The sequence below is a fragment of the Mesorhizobium sp. J8 genome, from assembly GCF_016591715.1.
Lineage (GTDB): Bacteria > Pseudomonadota > Alphaproteobacteria > Rhizobiales > Rhizobiaceae > Mesorhizobium.
In genome coordinates, this window is the sequence record NZ_AP024109.1 from 737,077 (window position 1) to 756,793 (window position 19,717).

The following is a 19,717-nucleotide window of genomic DNA, read 5'->3' on the forward strand; positions in this document are numbered from 1 at the left end:
AGAACCCCGATGGACACCCAGATGCTGATCGGCTCGAAATTCGAGAAGGGCACCGAAACCGAGGAGCCGATCCTCAATCCGAAGACCGGCGCGACCATCCTCAACCTGCCGGAAGCAAGCCCGGCGCAGATCGAAGCCGCGGTGGCGGCGGCCGGGAGGGCGTTCGTCGGTTGGTCGCGCACCACGCCGGCGCAGCGCTCGGGCTACCTGCTCAAGATCGCGGATCGCATCGAGTCCGAGGCGAAGGAGTTCGCCGCGCTCGAAGCGCTGAACTGTGGCAAGCCGATCAACGCCGTGCTCAATGACGAGATCCCGGCGATCGTCGATTGCTATCGTTTCTTTGCCGGGGCGGTGCGCTCGATGCCCGGCCAGGTCGCTGGCGAATATCTTCCGGGGCACACCTCCATGGTCAGGCGTGATCCCGTCGGCATCGTCGCTTCCATCGCGCCTTGGAACTATCCGCTGATGATGATGGCCTGGAAGCTGGCGCCGGCGATCGGCGGCGGCAACACGGTCGTCTTCAAGCCGTCGGAGCAGACGCCGTTGACCGCCCTGAAGCTGGCAAAGGTCCTTGCCGAGATACTGCCCGAAGGCGTCGTCAACGTCGTGCTTGGCCGTGGCGACAGCGTCGGCAACACGCTGATCAACCATGCCAAGGTCAACATGATCTCGATCACTGGCGATGTCGCCACCGGCAAAAAGGTGCTGCAGGCGGCCGCCAAGTCGGTCAAGCGTACGCATCTGGAACTCGGCGGCAAGGCGCCGGTGATTGTGTTCGACGATGCCGACCTCGGCGCCGTGGTCAACGGCCTGCGCGCCTTCGGCTACTACAATGCCGGCCAGGACTGCACCGCCGCCTGCCGCATCTATGCCGGCAGCAAGATCTACGACAAGCTGGTCGCGGACCTCTCCTCCGCCGTCTCGACCATCAAATACAACCAGCCCGACGACACCGAGAACGAGATCGGCCCGCTGATCTCGCGCCGTCAGCGCGACCGCGTATCGAGCTTCGTCGAGCGCGCCTCGGAGTTGAAGCACATCGAGATCACCACCGGCGGCAAGCCGGGCGAGGGCTCGGGCTTCTACTACCAGCCGACGGTTGTCGCCGGTGCGCTGCAGGAAGACGAGATCGTGCGCCGCGAGGTGTTCGGTCCGGTCGTCTCGGTCACCCGTTTCTCGGATGTCGACGAGGCGGTGAACTGGGCGAATGACAGCGACTATGGCCTTGCTTCGTCGGTGTGGACGAAAGACGTCTCGCGCGCCATGGCGACCGCCGCCCGCCTGCAATATGGCTGCACCTGGATCAACACCCACTTCATGCTGACCAACGAGATGCCGCATGGCGGATTGAAACAGTCCGGTTATGGCAAGGACATGTCGCTCTACGCGCTGGAAGACTACACCGCCGTTCGCCACGTGATGGTGGCGCACGGCTAGAGCACCTTGTGGGACGGGTCGAATTGCCCGATTTGCCCTTAGCTGATCGGTTGGCAATCCGACCTCTAACCCGTGTCGGCGTAAAAACTAAGCAGCAGTCCTGCCCTGCACCTCCGATGCCGCGGGCTTGATGTTCTGGTTGACCCTGAAGATGTTCAAGGGGTCGTAGATGCGCTTCACCTGGCTCAGCCGCTCGTAGTTCGCGCCGTAGCTCGCCTGCACGCGTGCTTCTCCTTCGTCCTCCATCATGAAATTCACGTAGCCGCCCTCGCCATTGTGCGGATGGACGCTCGCCCAGTAGTTCCTGGCCCATTTGGTGAGGTCGGCGGCCTTGGCCGGGTCGGGATCGATCCCGGCAATGACCATCGACCAGGTTGCGTCGCGCGCATTCCATGCCGTCTCGTGCTTGCCGACGCGGCGAACGGCGCCGTCGATCGGGTAGAGATGCATGAGCGACAATTCGCTCGGCGCCTCGGCCGCCTGCGCGATATGGGTGGCGATGGCTTCGTCAGGGAGTGACCTGACGAAATCGCCCTTCCAGTACCATTGCAGGCCTTTCGGAAGCAGCGGGTCGAACATGGCCTGCAAGGCCGGAAACGGCATCACGCCCATCCAGTTGAAGATCGGCGGCGGCAGGTTGTCGAGCAGCGGCGCCATGGCCTTGCGGCCATCCTCCTCGGTGCCGTTGTAGCAGGAAATGATGGCGCAGGCGCGCTTGCCCCAGTATTCGCGCGGGAAGGGATCGGTCGAGGGAACCGTCTTCAGGCCGACAAAGGCGCCGAGATCTTCCGGCGCTTCCGGGAGGTAGTCGCGATAGGTCTGCATGACCGCCAAGGCATCCTTGGCCTCCCAGAACACCGGGCCGCCGAAGATCATGTTCACGGGATGGGCCTGGAACAGGAAGCTCGTCACGATGCCGAAATTGCCGCCGCCGCCCCGAAGCGCCCAGAACAGGTCGGGGTTCTCGGCCTTGCTCGCCGTCACCACGCTGCCGTCGGCCAGCACCAGATCGGCTTCGACCAGATTGTCGATGGTGAGGCCGAATCTGCGCGTGAGATAGCCTGTTCCGCCGCCGAGCGTCAGGCCGGCAATGCCCGTGGTCGAGACGATGCCGGCCGGAACAGCGAGCCCGAAAGGATGGGTGGCATGGTCCACGTCGCCCGAATTGCAGCCGGGCCCGACCCTCACGGTGCGCGTTTTCGCATCGACATGGACTCCCTTCATCATCGACAGGTCGATGACGAGGCCGTTGTCGCAAATCCCCAGCCCGGCGCCGTTGTGCCCACCGCCGCGCACGGCGATCAGCAGGTCGTTGTCGCGCGCGTATTTAACGGCGGCGATCACGTCGGCGACGTCGGCGCAGCGCGCAATCAGAAGCGGCCGCTTTTCGATCATGCCGTTATAGACCCTGCGGGCCTCGTCATAGCCGGCATCGTCACGCAGGATCACCTCTCCGCGCAGGCTTTCACGCAGTTTTGCATGGGCTTCGTCGGTCATCGGTTTGCTCCTTGATTGCGCCCAACGCCATGCGGCGTCGGCGCGACGCATTTGTTGCTTCGTTATGCCGCCTCGGCGGGCGGTGCGTTGGATGGTGCAGGAAGCGCACAGTGCACCAATCCGGCGTGCGCCGCTTCGCCCGAAAGGACCAGCAGCGCATGGCCCGGGAGAGCCATGACACGGCAGCCAGGGCCGCCGCTGGGCTGCCAGCGCTGGGACGCTCGGTCCCTGGTCTCATCGACCTCCCAACGAGTGGCCACAGGCGTCGCAGCCACTCGTGCCACGGTGCTCGCCGGCAGGTCTCTCAGCCTCGGCTCTTCGACCGTGCGGCTATTCCACGATCCGGAAGATCTGCCACTGGCTGGTGCCCGACACCACATAGGGCTCCAACTCCTTGCCCCATTTGGCGTGCGCGTCGATCTTGGCGATCTTGGCGAAGAACGCCTCCAACTGGGCCAGGCTTTCGACCTCGTGATGGGATTCGATCGTCGCTTCGCGTGCGCCGATCGAGCCGGTCATGAGCCGGAAATTCAAGTCAGCGAGCCCGACCTGCGAGCCGATCTCTCGCTCCCATTTCCGCATCAGCTCAAGTGCGGTCTGCTTGTGCCCGAATCGGGCGTCGATCTGCCATCTGGCGCTGAACATGTTTGCTCTCCCTCATCATCGCGGCCCAAGTCCGCTGTTGATTGGCCGCTGTTGATTTGTCCGCGACTTGCTATTCGTCCCAGGCCTGCACGACGGTCTGCCGCGCGATCCGACCGTTCTTCAGCTCCACCATTGCCGCGCAGTACACTTTCGTGCCGTCCGGATAGGCGCAGGCCTGCATGAAGGCGAGATTGTCCCCCTCGGCGACGGTGGTATCCACCTTGTGAGTCATCGCCCGGCTGCAGATGTCGTCCCAGAAGGTGCTGATCGCCGCGCGGCCGCGGATCTCGCGCGGCTTGCTCGGCGGATTGTTGCGATCGATTACCCGCACCAGCGCATCGTCATTGTAGAAGCTCGACAAGAGCTTGCCGTCACGGCCCTCGATCGCCTTCTTGATCGCGGCGCCGTCCACCTTTCCTGTCTTGGTCAGCATGTCATCCTCCATATGCCCATCGTCTTGGGCGGTTGATGCGCGAAAGTGCCGCTCGGCGCTTATCGCCGCGCAGGGATTGCTCATTGCGACTTGGCTTTGACTGCCGCGAACAGGTCGTCGGTCTGCTTCTTGAAGGTCGCCAGATCGACCTGGCTGCCATTGAGCATCGTTGACCAGTGGCGCACGATCGCGGCCATCGCGATGGCCTCCTTGATCTCCTCGTCGCTCGCGCCGTTGGCCTTGGCCGCCAGCGTGTGGAAGTAGATGCAGTACTGGCAGGGGATCTGCGAGGCGACCGCGAGACCCATCAGCTCCTTGGTCTTGCCGTTGAGGGCCGTGTTCGGATTGAGCTGCACGCCCTTGATTTCGGCCCAGGCGCCGGCCACCGCCACATCGGGCAAGGTCTTGAACATGTCCGGCACCGTGCCGAGCGTCGCCTGGATGTCCTTGAAGGCGGCGGTGGCGGAAGCGTCTTCGGCCATCGCCGGGGGGATGGCCAGCAACGCGCCCGCGGCAAATGCCAGCAATCCGATCTTGCGACTGAGTTTCAGCATTTCATCCTCCATTCGCAGTGCCTTTCTGGCTGCCTGCATGGGGAGAATTGATACCTCCTATGGCCCTGCCACCGCTTCGCCCGAAAGCGCCATGGCTCTCATGGCCCGTCCGGGCCAGCATGTCTGGCCGAGAATGCAGCCGCCGCCGCGCGCGACGGCAGGTCGAGCTTGAGCAAGATGTTGGCGACGTGCCGCTTGACCGTGTGCTCGCTGAGTTCAAGTTCAGCGGCGATCGCGGCATTGCTCTTGCCGTCGGCAATCAGGCTCACCACCTCGCTTTCGCGGGCCGTCAGCGTCGTCGGCTCAGTCGGCTTGGGCTTGGGACGGCAGGCCGGTTCCAGATGCTGTTCGGCCGTCACCTGCACCAGCGCCAGCGGCTCGTCCAATTCGTCGAGGCTGATGCGCCCGGCATCGGTGAAATGCAGCCCGGATCCCGCGGCCAGATCCGCGACCAACCGTGAGCAGAGGATGTGGCCGCGTTCGGCATGGGCGGCAAGCTGCATGGCCACGCGCGCCGTCAGCCCCGTCGGCGGTCCCCGCACCTCGATCTCGCCGACATGCGCTCCTTGCGCACTCGCCACGCCGATCTCCTGGGCTGCCTCCCGCAACAGCGCCGCGCAGCGCACGGCGCGGGCCGGGCCGTCGAAGCGCGCGATCATCAGTTCGCCATGCGTGCCGGCGACGCGCCCGCCATGGCGGCCGACCAGCATGCGCCAGTTCTCCTGGAAGCGCAGGCTGCGTTCGCTCCACAAGCGGTCGCCAAGCCGCGCGGTGTCGTAGATGCGTGTCACCAGAAGTGCCGCGAGCACGCGTTCCACATCGGCCACTGCCGGTTCTCCGGTCAGGAATTCCTCGATCAGGTCGGCTACGCGGTCGACGTCGCCGGTCCAGATCGGATGGTCTCGCCCCGAAATCTCGACCAGGCGGGCGCCGGGGATCTTCCTGGCCAGGAAGCGGCTGGCGTCAGGATCGACGCGGGCGTCGTTGCGGCGATGGATCAGGTATGTCGGCACGCTGATCGTCCCGAGCATGTCGCGCACGTCTATGCCGGCATTCATGCGGGCAAGCGCCGCCGCGGCCGTCGGGCTGGCCGACAGCCGCTCGAACCGGGCCCACCATTGAGTGAAATGGCTATCATCCACTCGGCCGGGCGCGAAATTCGGCAGAGTCGCGCCGGTTCCCCAGGATGTTTCCGCCGTTTCGATGAAAGCTTCCAGCCGCTCCGGCGGCATCACCCATCGATGGAAATGCGCATAGCCGCCATAAAGCACCAGCGCCCGTGTCCGCTGCGGATAGGTCGCGGCGAACAGCATTGCCATCGGCGCGCCCTCCGAGGCGCCGAGGATCGCCGCCCGGCCGCTGCCGGCGGCGTCCATCACCGCGCGCACGTCGTCCATGCGTGTTTCGAGGCTGGGCAGGTGTTGGCTGTCGACTCTGTCGGAGAGCCCGGTGCCGCGCTTGTCGAACAGGATCAGTCGCGAGAAGGCCGAGAGCCGCTTCAACAGGCGGCTGTAGCCTTCGTCTTCCCAATGCAGGTCGAGATTGGAGATGAAGCCCGGTACGAAGACCAGATCGAACGATCCCTGGCCGACCACCTGATAGGCGATCCGCACATCCCCGCTTCGAGCGTATCTGGTCTCGATCGGCCTCACGCAAACTACCCCGCCGGCCAGACGACTTCCTGGCATCAAGCATAGCAGAGGCAGGCCGCTTGCGGCAGACAAACTTTAGAGAGTTGGAATGTAAGTATCCTTGGCGCCGCCGGAACCGCGCTCGCACCACCAGCGCGAAACGGCCTCCAGCCTAGAGCAATTCCAGGAAAAGTGTCAGCGGTTTTTCCGTCCGGAATTGCGTAAAAACAAGGAGGTAGAGCATTTCACCGTTTCCGTGAAACGGTGAAATGCTTTAGGCCGGCCTGGCGTAGCCAAGGCTCTTGTCGGCCTGCTCCGGCGCCAGTGGCCGCTTGATCTTGGCCGAGGCGGCGATGACCAGTTCATCGAAATCCTCCGCATCGCCGTCGAGCATCTCGAAGAGCTGGCGCCGCATCCTGGGCTCCCAGAATTTGTTGATGTGCTCGGCCAGCCCCGTAATGCCTTCCTCGCGCGGCTTCGAATGGAAGAAGGTGGCGATCTGGTTGGCCATGCGCACCAGTTTTTCCTTGGTGCTGGCGATGTGGTCTTCGTCATGCGACATGCTTGGCAACTCCGGAAGCCACCCGTTCGGGGTGGGTGAAAATATCGAAATCGTCGCCGCGCACCAGCGCCACCAGCGTCATGCCGGCGGCCTCGGCCGTGCGGATGGCAAGCGCGGTCGGCGCGGAGACGGCCATGATGATCGGAGCGCCGATGGCGGCCGTCTTCTGCACCATCTCGACTGAGACGCGCGAGGTCACCACGACGGCGCCGCTGGCGCCGTCGATGCCGGCCTTGGCCAGCGCGCCGGCGAGCTTGTCCAGCGCGTTGTGCCGGCCGACATCCTCGCGCGCCATCACGATGCCCTTGCCGGGAACGTAGAAGCCGGCAGCATGCACCGCGCCGGTCTCCGTGTGCAGCGGCTGTTGCTTCGACAGCAGGCGAACGGCGCTGGTGACGTCCTCCGCCTGAAGCGTAAGTCGCGACGCACCGACGGCGTCGACCGAGCGCATTGCTTCCTCGATCGATTCGATGCCGCACAAGCCGCACCCGACCGGCCCGGCCAGCCGGCGCCGCCGCGCCTGAAAGCGTGTGTTGGCCTTGTCCTTCAGCCTGATCTGGATGTCGATGCCGGCGCCGAGATCCTCGATCTCGATCGCCTCGATCTCCGCCGGGTCGGTGACGATGCCCTCCGTCAGCGAGAAGCCGAGCGCGAAGTCCCCGAAGTCGGCGGGGCTAGCCATCATCACCGCATGCGTGGTGCCGGCATAGGAGAACGCCACCGGCGTCTCTTCCGGCACCATGCGGCTCGCGGCCGCGGTACCGCCGGCGCGATGCGCGAGACGAGAGATTTGCGTCGTGGCTTTGCGGCGCGCGGCCAAGAACTACTCCGCCGCTTCCAGCGGTGCGATGCGCCGGCTCTGCCTGGCCTGCTCGTTATAGTCCTTCTGCCAGTCGGTCGGGCCGTTGGACGGCGCCACCTGCACTGCGGTGACCTTGTATTCCGGACAGTTGGTCGCCCAGTCCGAAAAGTCGGTGGTGATCACGTTGGCCTGCGTGTCCGGATGGTGGAAGGTCGTGTAGACGACACCGGGCGAGACGCGGTCGGTGATCAGCGCGCGCAGCGTGGTTTCGCCGGAACGGCTCGCCAGCCGCACCCAGTCGCCGTCGCGGATGCCCCGGACTTCGGCATCGTGCGGGTGGATCTCCAGCCGGTCCTCGGCATGCCACGTGACGTTTTCGGTGCGCCTGGTCTGCGCGCCGACATTGTACTGCGACAGGATACGGCCGGTGGTGAGCAGCAGCGGATAACGCGGGCCGGTCCGCTCGTCCGTCGCTACATATTCGGTGCGGATGAACTTGCCCTTGCCGCGCACGAAGCCGTCGACATGCATGATCGGCGTGCCGAGTGGCGCCTTCTCGTTGCAGGGCCACTGCACCGAGCCGACGCGGTCGAGCAGTTCGAAGGAGACGCCGGCGAAGCTTGGCGTCGTCTTGGCGATCTCGTCCATGATCTGCGAGGGATGGGTATAGTTCCAGTCGAGCCCGATGGCGCGGGCAAGCTCCTGCGTCGCTTCCCAATCGGCGTAGCGCGCCTTCGGCTCGATCACCTTGCGCACCATGTTGATGCGGCGCTCGGCATTGGTGAAGGTGCCGTCCTTCTCGAGGAAGGTCGAGCCCGGCAGGAAGACATGCGCGTAATTCGCCGTCTCGTTGAGGAAGAGGTCGTGCACCACCACGCATTCCATCGCGGCGAGGCCGCCGGCGACATGCTTGGTGTCGGGATCGGACTGCAGGATGTCCTCGCCCTGGATGTAGATGCCCTTGAACGAGCCGTCGACGGCGGCGTCCAGCATGTTGGGGATGCGGAGCCCCGGCTCGTCGTCGAGCTTCACACCCCACAGGCTCTCATAGATGTCGCGCACCGCGTCGCCGGAGATATGGCGGTAGCCCGGCAGCTCATGCGGGAAGGAACCCATGTCGCACGAGCCCTGCACGTTGTTCTGGCCGCGCAGCGGGTTCACGCCGACGCCCGGACGGCCGATATTGCCGGTGGCCATAGCGAGGTTGGCGATCGCCATCACCGTGGTTGAGCCCTGGCTGTGTTCGGTGACGCCGAGGCCGTAATAGATCGCGCCATTGCCGCCCTTGGCATAGAGGCGCGCGGCGCCACGGATGGCTTCCGGATCGACGCCGGACAACTTGCCGACCGTCTCCGGGCTGTTTTCCGGCAGGGCGACGAAGGACGCCCAGTCCTGGAATTCCGCCCAGTCGCAGCGTTCGCGGATGAAGGCTTCGTCGAACAGACCCTCGGTGACGATGACATGCGCCAGCGCCGTCAGCACCGCCACATTGGTGCCGGGCTTCAGCGGCAGGTGATAGTCCGCCTCGACATGCGGCGATTTCACCATCTCGGTCCGGCGCGGATCGAGCACGATCAGCTTGGCGCCCTGGCGCAGCCGCTTCTTCAGCCGCGAGGCGAACACCGGATGGGCGGAAGCCGGATTGGCGCCGATGATCATGGCGACGTCGGTGAACTCGACCGAATCGAAATCCTGCGTGCCGGCCGAGGTGCCGTAGGTCTGGCCGAGACCGTAGCCGGTCGGCGAATGGCAGACACGCGCGCAGGTGTCGACATTGTTGTTGCGGAAGCCCTGGCGAACCAGCTTCTGGACGAGATACGTCTCCTCGTTAGTGCAGCGCGAGGAAGTGATGCCGCCGATCGCCGTACGCCCGTACTGATACTGGATGCGGCGGAATTCCTTCGCCGTGTGGGCGATAGCCTCTTCCCAGCTCACCTCGCGCCAGGGATCGGTGATCTTCTCGCGGATCATCGGCGAAAGGATGCGGTCCTTGTGCGTGGCGTAGCCATAGGCGAAACGGCCCTTCACGCAGGAATGGCCGTGATTGGCCTTGCCGTCCTTGTAGGGCATCATGCGGATGACTTCGTCGCCTTTGACTTCGGCCTTGAACGAGCAGCCGACGCCGCAATAGGCGCAAGTGGTGACGGCCGAGCGCTCCGGCATGCCCTTCTCGAGCACGGACTTCTCGCGCAATGCGTCGGTCGGGCAGGCCTGCACGCAGGCGCCGCAGGAGACGCATTCGGAAGCGATGAAGTCCTCATGCATGCCGGCGACCATCCGCGACTCGAAGCCGCGGCCCTCGATGGTCAGCGCGAAGGTGCCCTGCACCTCTTCGCAGGCGCGCACGCAGCGCGAGCAGACGATGCACTGCGCCGGGTCGTAGGTGAAATAGGGATTGGATTCGTCGCGGGCGATGTAGTCGACAGCCAGCGAGCCATGGCCGGGCGCGACGCCGCCTTCCTGCTTGACGTGGTTGCGGCCTTCGACGCCGTAACGGTTCTCGGTGAGGCCCACGGACTTCGCCACCGCGTCGAACTCGCTGGCGCCGGTGCCGGCCTTCTCGTTCCAGCCGGTCGGATGGTCGGAGACATAGAGCTCCATGACGCCGCGGCGGATCGCGTCGAGCCGGTCCGACTGCGTGCGCACCACGATGCCCTCGGCAACGGGCGTCGTGCATGAGGCCGGCGTGCCGCCGCGCCCTTCGATCTCCACCAGGCAAACGCGGCAGGAGCCGAAGGAGTCCAGCATGTCGGTGGCGCAAAGCTTCGGGATCTCGACGCCGCCTTCCATGGCCGCGCGCATGATCGAGGTGCCTTCCGGCACGGTGATGCTTTGTCCGTCGATGGTCAGCGTGACGCGCTTGGTCGCTTTCGACTCCGGTGTTCCGTAGTCGATCTCTTCGATGAGTGTCGGGAAGTCGGCCTTGATGTTCATCTGCCAGCTCCTATTCAGCCGCCACACGCGCCGGCGCGGGCTTGAAATCGTCGGGGAAATGGGTGATCGAGCTCATCACCGGGTACGGCGTGAAGCCGCCCAGCGCGCAGAGCGATCCGAACTTCATCGTGTTGCAGAGGTCGGTGACCAGAGCGAGGTTCTTCTCCGCCTCGATGCCGGCGGCGACCTTGTCCAGGACCTCCACGCCACGCGTCGAGCCGATGCGGCAAGGCGTGCACTTGCCGCAGCTCTCGATGGCGCAGAACTCCATGGCGAAGCGCGCCTGCTTCATCATGTCGGCCGTATCGTCGAACACGGTGATGCCGGCATGACCGATCAGTCCGTCGCGCTTGGCGAATTCCTCGTAGTCGAAGGGCGTGTCGAACAAAGCGCGCGGGAAATAGGCGCCGAGCGGGCCGCCGACCTGCACCGCCTTCACCGGGCGGCCCGAAGCCGTGCCGCCGCCGATCTCGTCGACGATCTCGCCCAGCGTCAGGCCGAAGGCCGTCTCGAACAGCCCGCCATTCCGGACGTTGCCGGCGATCTGGATCGGGATCGTGCCGCGCGAGCGGCCCATGCCGAAGTCCTTATAGTAGGCGGCGCCCTTGTCCATGATGATCGGCACCGAGGCCAGGCTGATGACGTTGTTGATCACCGTCGGCTTACCGAACAACCCCTGAATGGCCGGCAGCGGCGGCTTGGCGCGCACCACGCCGCGCTTGCCTTCGAGGCTGTTCAGGAGCGAGGTTTCCTCGCCGCAGACATAGGCGCCGGCGCCGACGCGGATCTCCATGTCGAAGGCGTTGGGCGAGCCCAGCACGTTGAGCCCGAGCACACCCGCCTTGCGCGCGATCGCCACGGCCTTGTTCATCGTCGCCACCGCATGCGGATATTCCGAGCGGATATAGACGAAACCCTTGGTCGCGCCGGTAGCGATGCCGGCGATCGCCATGCCTTCGATCAGCACGAAGGGATCGCCTTCCATGATCATGCGGTCGGCGAAAGTGGCGCTGTCGCCCTCGTCGGCGTTGCAGACGATGTATTTTTGCGCGCCCGCCGTATCCAGCACCGTCTTCCACTTGATGCCGGTCGGGAAGCCGGCGCCGCCGCGGCCGCGCAGGCCGGATTCGGTGACCTGCTTGACGACATCGGCCGGTGCCATGGCGACCGCGTTCTGCAGGCCGCGCAGGCCGCCCAGCGATTTATAGGCATCGAGCGAAAGCGGATCGTTGATGCCGCAGCGCGCGAAGGTCAGCCGGGTTTGCCTGGCGAAAAAGGGGATCTTGTCGGGCGCGCCCAGCCAGCGCTTGTGGTGGCCGCCCTTGAGGAAGCCGCTGTCGAACAGGCTCTTGACGTCGGACGGCTTGACCGGTCCGTAAGCGACGCGGCCTTCGGCCGTGGCCACCTCGACCATCGGCTCCAGGAAATAGGCGCCGCGCGAGCCGTTGCGCACGATCTTGGCTTCGACGCCGCGCTCCTTGAGCTCCTTCTCGATCGCCTTGGCGACCTTTTCGGCGCCGAGCGCCAGCGCGCCGGAGTCTGCCGGGATATAGATGCGCGGGATCATGAACGCACCTCCGCGACGATCTCGTCGATCTTCTCGTCGTCGAGCCGGCCGATGACTTCGCCGTCGAGCATCGCCGACGGCGAGCAGGCGCAAAGCCCGAGGCAGTAGACCGGCTCCAGTGTAACCGATCCATCCCGCGCGGTCTCGTGGAAATCGATGCCGAGCAACTGCTTGACCTTGGCCGCGACCGCCTCCGATCCCATCGACTGGCAGGCTTCCGCCTGGCAGAGCTTCAGCACATGCCGTCCGGCCGGCTTGGCGCGGAAATCATGATAGAAGCTGACGACGCCGTGCACCTCGGCCCGCGAAAGGTTCAGCCCCTCGGCGATCACCGGCAGGGCGTCCTTCGGAACGTGCCCGAACTCTTCCTGTATGCTGTGCAGGATCGGCAGCAACGGGCCTTCGAGACCCTTCATCTCGTCAATGATCGCCGCCGTGCGCGACGCGATCTCGGTACTTGCGGCCTGCATGGTCACGCAGCGCCCTCCCTGGTCGTGGCGGCCAATGTATGTCACCCCAGCATATAGAGCGGTTTCGGGGCAACGACATGCATAGGGCGCAATATCGCTAAGTCCTTACGAAATCAGAGGAAACCTCCGAAATCAATAAAGCGCTTCCGTCGCTTGATAGAAATTTTCTATCAAGACCCGGCGGCTCGCACTGTCTAGCCTAGCGGTGGGCGCGGAAATCGTCCGCCAGCGCCATCGCCTCGTCCAGAAGCGCCTGCACCAGCGGCGTGTGCGGCTCGCGCGGCGCCGCCACCAGCCCGACCGTATGGCTGGCGTCCGGCTCGACGATCGGGATCGCCCGGATGGGCTCGGAAAAGCCGAATGTTTCCGCGAGGTTGAGCGGCATGATCGACGACCATTTGCCGGTCCTGATATGCGAGAACAGGACGATCATCGAATTCGATTCCAGCGTCGGCCGCACCTGCACGCCGGCTTCCGCGAGATGCTGGTCGATGATGCGCCGGTTCTGCATGTCCGGCGTCAAAAGGCAGAGCGGCAGCTGGCTGATCTCGGCCCACGTCACTTTGTCGCGGTCGGAATAGGGGTTCCCGACCGCCGTGATCAACTGGTAGCGCTCGTCGTAGAGCGGCACGCTGGTGACGCGCCCCAGCGGTTCGTTGTCGAGATAGGTGATGCCGGCATCGATGTCGAAATTGCCGAGCAGCGACAGCACCTCGATCGAGGTGCGCGACAGCACCGAAAAGGTGACGCCGGGATGCTTTTCGCGAAACGGCGTCGTCAGCCGCGCCACCATGGCGAGCGCCGTCGGGATTGCCGCGATGCGGATGCGGCCGGACAGGCCGTGGCGCGCCGCCCGCATCTCCTCACGCATGGTCCTTGAGTCGCCGACGATGCGGCGTGCCCAGCCCAGCACCTGCTTGCCTTCCGGCGTCAGGCCCTGGAAACGCGAGCCGCGCAGCACCAGCATGACGCCGAGTTGCTCCTCGAGCTGCTTGATGCCGGCCGACAGCGTCGGCTGGGTGACGCCGCAGACTTCCGCGGCCCGGCCGAAATGCTCCTCCTTGGCCAAAGCGATAAAGAATTCCAGCTTGTCGATCATGCCATCCGATCCGCGGCGTTCGGCCCAAGGTCGGGGAAATCGCCTTGCTTCGCAAGACGCATACGCAATCCGGCCTCGTCCACATTTTTGAGCCGGCTATCTGTTTTCCCGCGCGGCGCCGGGCGCTATGTGGGGTAGGGCGGATTGAGGAGAACAATATGCTGGGCTGGTTTCGCAAGCTGTTGCCGCGCGAGGATCGCTTCTTCGATCTGTTCGAGCGGCATTCGCGCACCGTGGTCGGCGGCGCCGAGGCCCTCGAGCAGCTTCTCAGCGGCAAGGACATCGACCGCTGGTGCCAGAAGATCGTCGATCTGGAAAACGAGGCCGACGGCGTCACAGCCGAGGTCCTGCTTGCCGTTCGGCGCTCCTTCATCACGCCCTTCGACCGCGGCGACATCAAGGACCTGATCCAGTCGATGGATGACGCCATCGACATGATGCACAAGACCGTCAAGACGGTGAAATTGTTCGAGGTGAAGGAGTTCGACCCGCTGATGCGGGAAATGGGCGGGATCATCGTCCAGGCTGCCCGGTTGGTCGCGGAGGCGATCCCGCTGCTCGGCAAGGTCGGCGCCAACGCGGCGCGCCTCAACGCCGTCGCCGAGGAGGTGATGCGCGTCGAGGGCCGCGCCGACGACCTGCACGAGCAGGGCCTGAAGGACCTGTTCAGGCGGCACGGTCGCGGCGACGCCATGGCCTATCTGATCGGCTCGGAGATCTATGGCCAGCTGGAGAAGGTGGTCGACCGCTTCGAGGATGTCGCCAACGAGATCAGCGGCATCGTCATCGAGAACGTCTAGGCGATGGAAGCAACGATCGCTTTTCCCCTGCTGGTCGGCCTCGTTGCCGTGGCGCTGTTCTTCGATTTCCTCAATGGCCTGCATGATGCCGCCAATTCGATCGCGACCATCGTCTCCACCCGGGTGCTGAGGCCGCATTACGCGGTGTTCTGGGCTGCGTTCTTCAATTTCGTCGCTTTCCTGTTCTTCGGCCTGCATGTCGCCGAGACGGTGGGAAAAGGCATCGTGGACGCCAGCATCGTGACGCCGGCGGTGATTTTCTCGGCGCTTGTCGGGGCCATCGTCTGGAACATCGTCACCTGGGTCGCCGGCATTCCGTCGAGCAGCTCGCATGCGCTGATCGGCGGACTGGTCGGCGCGGGCGTCGCCAAGGCCGGAACCGGCGCCATCGTCTGGTCCGGACTCGGCAAGACGGTCGCGGCCATCGTTTTCTCGCCGGCGACCGGATTCGTGCTGGCGCTCGTCCTGGTTCTCGTCGTCTCCTGGCTGTTCGTGCGCCAGACGCCGTTCGCCGTCGACAATACGTTTCGCGTGCTGCAGTTCTTTTCCGCCTCGCTCTATTCGCTTGGGCATGGCGGCAACGACGCGCAGAAGACCATGGGCATCATCGCCGTGCTGCTCTATTCGCAAGGCGTGCTCGGCCCGACCTTCCATGTGCCGCTATGGGTGGTCCTCACCTGCCAGTCGGCGCTGGCCCTGGGCACGCTGCTCGGCGGCTGGCGCATCGTTCACACCATGGGATCGAAGATCACGCGGCTCAACCCCATGCAGGGGTTCTGCGCCGAGACCGGCGGCGCCATAACGCTTTTCGCCGCCACATGGCTCGGTGTCCCGGTCTCGACGACGCACACCATTACCGGCGCCATCATCGGCGTGGGTGCCGCCCGCCGTGTCTCGGCCGTGCGGTGGGGCATCGCGGGCAACATCGTCGTCGCCTGGGTGGTCACCTTGCCGGCGACGGCGGCGATCTCCGCGCTGACCTACCTCGCGACGCGATTGGCCGCATGACGCGGCCCGGATCCGGGCCGCGTCGCTATTCGCCCGCGAGGTTCAGGATATTGCCGTCGGGATCCTTGAACCAGGCGACCTTCATGCCGTAGCCGACATGGATGTCGCCTTCGAGCGTCAGGCCGGGCATGTCGTAGTGCTCGAAAGTGACGCCTTTCGACTTCAACGATTTGACGATTGCGCCGATCCGGTCGCCGACCGCCCAGGTTACGGCCGTCGCCTTGTTGGTGCCGGCGAATTGCGAATGGTAAACGTTGATGAGCGTGTTTCCGCTCTTATACACGACCAGTTCGCCGCCCATGTCGTCCACCTGGCTGAGACCCAGCGTTCCAGCATAGAAAGCCTTGGCCTTCTCCAAGTCCTTGACCGCGAGATTGGCAGTGGCGTTGCTGTCTGCGAGCATGAGTTTCTCCTTTCTTGTCGGCTGCTCCATTTTGGCCGCCGTGCTTGAAAACCGGGAAGATAGGGTTGCGCCGTCTTCCGGCGACCGCGGCCTGGATGCTTCTGTCTGGAAGACGAAAGGCGCCCGCGAGAAACCGACAGGCGCGCGCAAGTTTTTGAAGGCATGTAGCCGCACATGCCGTTGCGAAGCTTGGTTCTCTCCGGGAACTGCATTATCTGACCCGGCAAACGCCTGGGAAAAAGCTCATGTCCATTACCAAGGAATCCGTCATCGAGCGCCTGAAGACGGTGAACGGGCCGGACTTCACCGGCAATATCGTCGATCTCGGCATGGTCTCGGAGATTTTCATCGCCGATTCCAAAGTCTTCTTCTCGATCACCGTTCCCGCCGCGCGCGCCCAGGAACTGGAGCCGCTGCGCGCCGCCGCCGAGCGCGCGGTGAAAGCCATTCCCGGCGTCGCCAGCGCCGTGGTCGCGCTGACGGCGGAGAAGAAGGGCGGCGGCATGGAAGCGCCGGTTCCGGCGCGCGCGGCTGCTCCGCGGCCCGCCGCTTCGCAGCCTGCGCCGCAGCGTCCCGCGCCGCAGGCTCCCGCCTCGCAGAGCCATGGCAAGCGCGGCGTGCCCGGCATCGACGCCATCATCGCCGTCGCTTCCGGCAAGGGGGGCGTCGGCAAGTCGACCACCGCGGTCAACCTGGCGCTCGGCCTTGCCGCCAACGGGCTGAAGGTCGGCGTGCTCGATGCCGACATCTACGGCCCATCGATGCCTAGGCTGCTCAACATCCATGGCCGGCCGCAGACCGTCGACGGCAAGGTGCTGAAGCCGATGCAGAATTACGGCCTCAAGGTGATGTCGATGGGCTTCCTCGTCGACGAGGAGACCCCGATGATCTGGCGCGGCCCGATGGTGATGTCGGCGCTGACCCAGATGCTGCGCGAGGTCGAGTGGGGCCCGCTCGACGTGCTGGTGGTCGATATGCCGCCCGGTACCGGCGACGCCCAGCTCACCATGGCCCAGCAGGTGCCGCTCGCCGGCGCCGTCATCGTTTCGACGCCGCAGGACCTGGCGCTGATCGACGCCCGCAAGGGCCTCAACATGTTCAAGAAGGTCGACGTGCCGCTGCTCGGCATCGTCGAGAATATGAGCTATTTCCTCGCCCCCGATACTGGCAAGCGCTATGACATTTTCGGCCATGGCGGCGCGCGTCGCGAGGCCGAGCGCCTCGGCGTCACCTTCCTTGGCGAGGTGCCGCTGGAAATGGGCATTCGCGAAAGCTCGGATGCCGGCGCGCCGGTCGTCGCCTCCAAGCCGGAGGGCGCGGAGGCGAAAATCTACCGCGACATCGCCTCGAAGGTCTGGCACCGGGTCCAGGAAGAGCGAGGCGCGGCCGAAGCCGCGGTGCCGAGCATCGTGTTCGAGTAATCCCTTTCGCCTGAAGGGTCAGGCGCCGACTTTCTCGCCGAAGGTGGAGAAGAACTGCCCGGCGAGCTTCTTCGATGTCGACTGGATCAGCCGGCTGCCGAGTTGCGCGATCTTGCCGCCGACCTCGGCCTTGGCGGCGTATTTGAGGACTGTCGCATCGGGTCCGTCCTCGGTCAGCGTCACGTCGGCGCCGCCCTTGGCGAAACCGGCGATGCCGCCCTTGCCTTCGCCCTGTATGGTATAGGAATGCGGCGGCTTGAGATTCTTCAGCGTCACTTCGCCGTTGAAGGTTGCCTTGATCGGCCCGATCTTGAGCACCACGGTCGCCGCCATCTCGGTGTCCGAGTTCTTTTCCAGGCTCTGGCAGCCGGGAATGGCCTCTTTCAGGATTTCGGGGTCGTTGAGGGCTTCCCACACTTTCTCGACGGGCGCGGCGATCCGCTCCTCGCCTTCGATCACCAAAGCCATCAAGACCTCCCCGATTTGCTGATGTCGATTGGTCGTAGCGCGCGGGCCGAAACAAGTCTATCGCACCAAAGTCCGGGTTCGGGCAGCGGCTGCCTCTTGCTTGCGCTCGCGCGTTGTCCTATCGATTTGTCATACAAATACGGAGACCACCCATGGCAGGCGCCCCCACCAAGAAGAAGAAATTTCGCTCGCAGGAGTGGTTCGACAATCCCGACAATCCGGGGATGACGGCGCTCTATCTCGAGCGCTACCTCAATTACGGCCTGACACGCGCCGAGCTGATGTCGGGCAAGCCGCTGATCGGCATCGCGCAGACCGGTTCCGATCTTTCGCCCTGCAACCGGCATCACCTCGAGCTCGCCAAGCGCGTACGCGAAGGCATCGTCTCGATGGGCGGCATTCCGTTCGAGTTCCCATGCCATCCGATCCAGGAGACCGGCAAGCGCCCGACCGCCGCGCTCGACCGCAACCTTGCCTATCTCAGCCTCGTCGAGGTGCTCTACGGCTATCCGATAGACGGCGTCGTGCTCACCATCGGCTGCGACAAGACCACGCCGGCGCTGCTGATGGCGGCCGCCACCGTCAACATTCCGGCGATCGCGCTGTCGGTCGGCCCGATGCTCAACGGCTGGCACAAGGGCAAGCGCACCGGCTCGGGCACCATCGTGTGGGAATCGCGCCAGCGGCTGTCCGCCGGCGAGATCAACTACGACGAGTTCATGGACATCGTCGCCTCCTCGGCGCCGTCGACCGGCTATTGCAACACCATGGGCACCGCCACCACGATGAACTCGCTTGCCGAGGCGCTCGGCATGCAACTGCCGGGCTCGGCCGCCATCCCAGCACCCTATCGCGAGCGCGGCCAGATCGCCTACGAGACGGGCAAGCGCATCGTCGACATGGTGCATGAGGACCTGAAGCCGTCCGACATCATGACGCGCCAGGCCTTCGAGAACGCCATCGTCGTCAATTCGGCGATCGGCGGCTCCACCAACGCGCCGATCCATCTCAACGCGATTGCTCGCCATCTTGGCGTGCCGCTCGACAACGACGATTGGCAGAAGATCGGCCTCAACATTCCACTCCTCGTCAATCTGCAGCCGACGGGCGAGTATCTCGGCGAGGACTACCACCATGCCGGCGGCGTGCCGGCAGTGGTCGCGGAACTGATGAAGGCCGGACTGCTGCCGCACCCCGGTGCAATCACCGCCAACGGCAAGACGATGGGCGACAATTGCAAGGATGCCGTCAACGAGAACCACGACGTCATCCGCGGCGCCGACAAGCCGCTCAAGGCCAATGCCGGCTTCATCAATCTCAAGGGCAACCTGTTCGATTCGGCGATCATGAAGACCAGCGGCATCTCGACGGAATTCCGCGAGCGCTACCTCTCCAACCCGAACGATCCCGAAGCCTTCGAAGGCAAGGCTATCGTCTTCGACGGTCCGGAAGATTACCACGCCCGCATCGACGATCCGGCGCAGGGCATCGACGAGCACACGATCCTGTTCATGCGCGGCGCCGGCCCGGTCGGCTATCCGGGCGGCGCCGAGGTGGTCAACATGCAGCCGCCGGCCTACCTGATCAAGAAGGGCATCCATTCGCTGCCCTGCATCGGCGACGGCCGACAGTCCGGCACATCCGGCTCTCCGTCGATCCTCAACGCCTCGCCGGAAGCGGCCGTCGGCGGCGGCTTGGCGCTGCTCAAGACCGGCGACCGCGTCCGCATCGACCTGAAGAAGGCCACGGCCAACATTCTGATCAGCGATGAGGAACTCGCCAGGCGGCGCGCAGAGCTCGAAAGCAATGGCGGCTACCACTACCCCAAGCACCAGACGCCCTGGCAGGAGATCCAGCGCGGCATGGTCGACCAGTTCTCGGCCGGCATGGTGCTGAAGCCGGCGGTGAAGTACCAGGACGTCGCCCACACCAGCGGCGTGCCGCGCGACAATCACTGATCGTGTAACTGGCTAAATAACGAAGGCG

18 protein-coding genes are annotated in these 19,717 nt (G+C 64.8%); 5 read left to right on the forward strand and 13 right to left on the reverse strand.

The annotated features are described in order from the left end of the window. Positions 1–9: 9 nt before the first annotated feature. Positions 10–1,437 (forward strand): gamma-aminobutyraldehyde dehydrogenase, encoded by a 1,428-nt coding sequence (locus MJ8_RS03520; RefSeq protein WP_201413113.1) that lies wholly within the window; start codon positions 10–12, stop codon positions 1,435–1,437. Positions 1,438–1,524: 87 nt separating this feature from the next. Here MJ8_RS03520 and MJ8_RS03525 read toward each other — a convergent pair whose 3' ends face one another. The 11 genes from MJ8_RS03525 to MJ8_RS03575 all read right to left on the reverse strand — a co-directional run bounded on the left by MJ8_RS03525 (position 1,525) and on the right by MJ8_RS03575 (position 13,631). Further along, positions 1,525–2,934, reverse strand: coding sequence for an FAD-binding oxidoreductase (locus MJ8_RS03525; protein WP_201413114.1), 1,410 nt, complete (start codon positions 2,932–2,934; stop codon positions 1,525–1,527). A 330-nt stretch (positions 2,935–3,264) separates the two neighbouring features. Next, complete coding sequence (locus MJ8_RS03530) at positions 3,265–3,579, reverse strand: hypothetical protein (protein WP_127227745.1); 315 nt, start codon at positions 3,577–3,579, stop codon at positions 3,265–3,267. A 70-nt stretch (positions 3,580–3,649) separates the two neighbouring features. Next, positions 3,650–4,012 (reverse strand): nuclear transport factor 2 family protein, encoded by a 363-nt coding sequence (locus MJ8_RS03535; protein WP_201413115.1) that lies wholly within the window; start codon positions 4,010–4,012, stop codon positions 3,650–3,652. Positions 4,013–4,092: 80 nt separating this feature from the next. Beyond that, entirely contained in the window at positions 4,093–4,566 is a 474-nt protein-coding gene (locus MJ8_RS03540) for a carboxymuconolactone decarboxylase family protein (RefSeq protein WP_201413116.1), read from the reverse strand. A gap of 98 nt (positions 4,567–4,664) precedes the next feature. Further along, a complete protein-coding gene (locus tag MJ8_RS03545) occupies positions 4,665–6,179 on the reverse strand; it encodes an alpha/beta fold hydrolase (protein ID WP_225248116.1) in 1,515 nt (504 codons plus the stop codon). A gap of 292 nt (positions 6,180–6,471) precedes the next feature. Beyond that, the gene (locus MJ8_RS03550; RefSeq protein ID WP_201413118.1) at positions 6,472–6,759 is read right to left on the reverse strand and encodes a formate dehydrogenase subunit delta; all 288 of its coding nucleotides are present in this window, start codon (positions 6,757–6,759) and stop codon (positions 6,472–6,474) included. Next, entirely contained in the window at positions 6,749–7,579 is an 831-nt protein-coding gene (gene fdhD / locus MJ8_RS03555) for a formate dehydrogenase accessory sulfurtransferase FdhD (protein WP_201413119.1), read from the reverse strand. The genes MJ8_RS03550 and fdhD overlap by 11 nt, the downstream gene beginning before the upstream one ends. Positions 7,580–7,582: 3 nt before the next feature. Continuing rightward, positions 7,583–10,495 (reverse strand): formate dehydrogenase subunit alpha, encoded by a 2,913-nt coding sequence (gene fdhF, locus MJ8_RS03560; protein WP_201413120.1) that lies wholly within the window; start codon positions 10,493–10,495, stop codon positions 7,583–7,585. A 10-nt stretch (positions 10,496–10,505) separates the two neighbouring features. Further along, positions 10,506–12,062 (reverse strand): formate dehydrogenase beta subunit, encoded by a 1,557-nt coding sequence (locus tag MJ8_RS03565; RefSeq protein ID WP_201413121.1) that lies wholly within the window; start codon positions 12,060–12,062, stop codon positions 10,506–10,508. Further along, complete coding sequence (locus MJ8_RS03570; RefSeq protein ID WP_201413122.1) at positions 12,059–12,538, reverse strand: formate dehydrogenase subunit gamma; 480 nt, start codon at positions 12,536–12,538, stop codon at positions 12,059–12,061. The genes MJ8_RS03565 and MJ8_RS03570 overlap by 4 nt, the downstream gene beginning before the upstream one ends. A gap of 193 nt (positions 12,539–12,731) precedes the next feature. After that, on the reverse strand, positions 12,732–13,631 hold the full coding sequence (locus tag MJ8_RS03575) for a LysR family transcriptional regulator (RefSeq protein WP_201413123.1): 900 nt from the start codon (positions 13,629–13,631) through the stop codon (positions 12,732–12,734). Positions 13,632–13,789: 158 nt separating this feature from the next. Between MJ8_RS03575 and MJ8_RS03580 the strand changes: the two genes are divergently transcribed. Beyond that, positions 13,790–14,431 (forward strand): DUF47 domain-containing protein, encoded by a 642-nt coding sequence (locus MJ8_RS03580; protein ID WP_201413124.1) that lies wholly within the window; start codon positions 13,790–13,792, stop codon positions 14,429–14,431. A gap of 3 nt (positions 14,432–14,434) precedes the next feature. Next, positions 14,435–15,439 carry an inorganic phosphate transporter gene (locus MJ8_RS03585; RefSeq protein ID WP_201413125.1) on the forward strand — a complete coding sequence of 335 codons (1,005 nt, stop codon included), beginning with the start codon at positions 14,435–14,437 and terminating at the stop codon, positions 15,437–15,439. A gap of 25 nt (positions 15,440–15,464) precedes the next feature. On the opposite strand, the gene MJ8_RS03590 is transcribed toward MJ8_RS03585, so the two are convergent. After that, entirely contained in the window at positions 15,465–15,842 is a 378-nt protein-coding gene (locus tag MJ8_RS03590) for a VOC family protein (RefSeq protein WP_201413126.1), read from the reverse strand. Positions 15,843–16,087: 245 nt separating this feature from the next. On the opposite strand from MJ8_RS03590, the gene MJ8_RS03595 reads away from it, so the two are divergent. Beyond that, on the forward strand, positions 16,088–17,263 hold the full coding sequence (locus MJ8_RS03595) for an Mrp/NBP35 family ATP-binding protein (RefSeq protein ID WP_201413127.1): 1,176 nt from the start codon (positions 16,088–16,090) through the stop codon (positions 17,261–17,263). 18 nt (positions 17,264–17,281) lie between these two features. Here the strand turns inward: MJ8_RS03595 and MJ8_RS03600 are convergent, their stop codons facing one another. Continuing rightward, entirely contained in the window at positions 17,282–17,731 is a 450-nt protein-coding gene (locus MJ8_RS03600) for an SRPBCC family protein (RefSeq protein ID WP_201413128.1), read from the reverse strand. 152 nt (positions 17,732–17,883) lie between these two features. On the opposite strand from MJ8_RS03600, the gene MJ8_RS03605 reads away from it, so the two are divergent. Further along, on the forward strand, positions 17,884–19,689 hold the full coding sequence (locus MJ8_RS03605; protein ID WP_201413129.1) for an IlvD/Edd family dehydratase: 1,806 nt from the start codon (positions 17,884–17,886) through the stop codon (positions 19,687–19,689). Positions 19,690–19,717: the final 28 nt, after the last annotated feature.

Excerpts from the sequence above, each read along its gene's own strand:
- MJ8_RS03595 (WP_201413127.1), top strand. The coding sequence starts at position 16,088 with ATGTCCATTACCAAGGAATCCGTCATCGAGCGCCTGAAGACGGTGAAC.
- MJ8_RS03600 (WP_201413128.1), bottom strand. The coding sequence starts at position 17,731 with ATGGCTTTGGTGATCGAAGGCGAGGAGCGGATCGCCGCGCCCGTCGAG.
- MJ8_RS03605 (WP_201413129.1), top strand. The coding sequence starts at position 17,884 with ATGGCAGGCGCCCCCACCAAGAAGAAGAAATTTCGCTCGCAGGAGTGG.
- MJ8_RS03585 (WP_201413125.1), top strand. The coding sequence starts at position 14,435 with ATGGAAGCAACGATCGCTTTTCCCCTGCTGGTCGGCCTCGTTGCCGTG.
- MJ8_RS03550 (WP_201413118.1), bottom strand. The coding sequence starts at position 6,759 with ATGTCGCATGACGAAGACCACATCGCCAGCACCAAGGAAAAACTGGTG.
- MJ8_RS03575 (WP_201413123.1), bottom strand. The coding sequence starts at position 13,631 with ATGATCGACAAGCTGGAATTCTTTATCGCTTTGGCCAAGGAGGAGCAT.
- MJ8_RS03590 (WP_201413126.1), bottom strand. The coding sequence starts at position 15,842 with ATGCTCGCAGACAGCAACGCCACTGCCAATCTCGCGGTCAAGGACTTG.
- MJ8_RS03580 (WP_201413124.1), top strand. The coding sequence starts at position 13,790 with ATGCTGGGCTGGTTTCGCAAGCTGTTGCCGCGCGAGGATCGCTTCTTC.
- MJ8_RS03530 (WP_127227745.1), bottom strand. The coding sequence starts at position 3,579 with ATGTTCAGCGCCAGATGGCAGATCGACGCCCGATTCGGGCACAAGCAG.
- fdhF (WP_201413120.1), bottom strand. The coding sequence starts at position 10,495 with ATGAACATCAAGGCCGACTTCCCGACACTCATCGAAGAGATCGACTAC.
- MJ8_RS03525 (WP_201413114.1), bottom strand. The coding sequence starts at position 2,934 with ATGACCGACGAAGCCCATGCAAAACTGCGTGAAAGCCTGCGCGGAGAG.
- MJ8_RS03520 (WP_201413113.1), top strand. The coding sequence starts at position 10 with ATGGACACCCAGATGCTGATCGGCTCGAAATTCGAGAAGGGCACCGAA.
- MJ8_RS03540 (WP_201413116.1), bottom strand. The coding sequence starts at position 4,566 with ATGCTGAAACTCAGTCGCAAGATCGGATTGCTGGCATTTGCCGCGGGC.
- MJ8_RS03535 (WP_201413115.1), bottom strand. The coding sequence starts at position 4,012 with ATGCTGACCAAGACAGGAAAGGTGGACGGCGCCGCGATCAAGAAGGCG.
- MJ8_RS03565 (WP_201413121.1), bottom strand. The coding sequence starts at position 12,062 with ATGATCCCGCGCATCTATATCCCGGCAGACTCCGGCGCGCTGGCGCTC.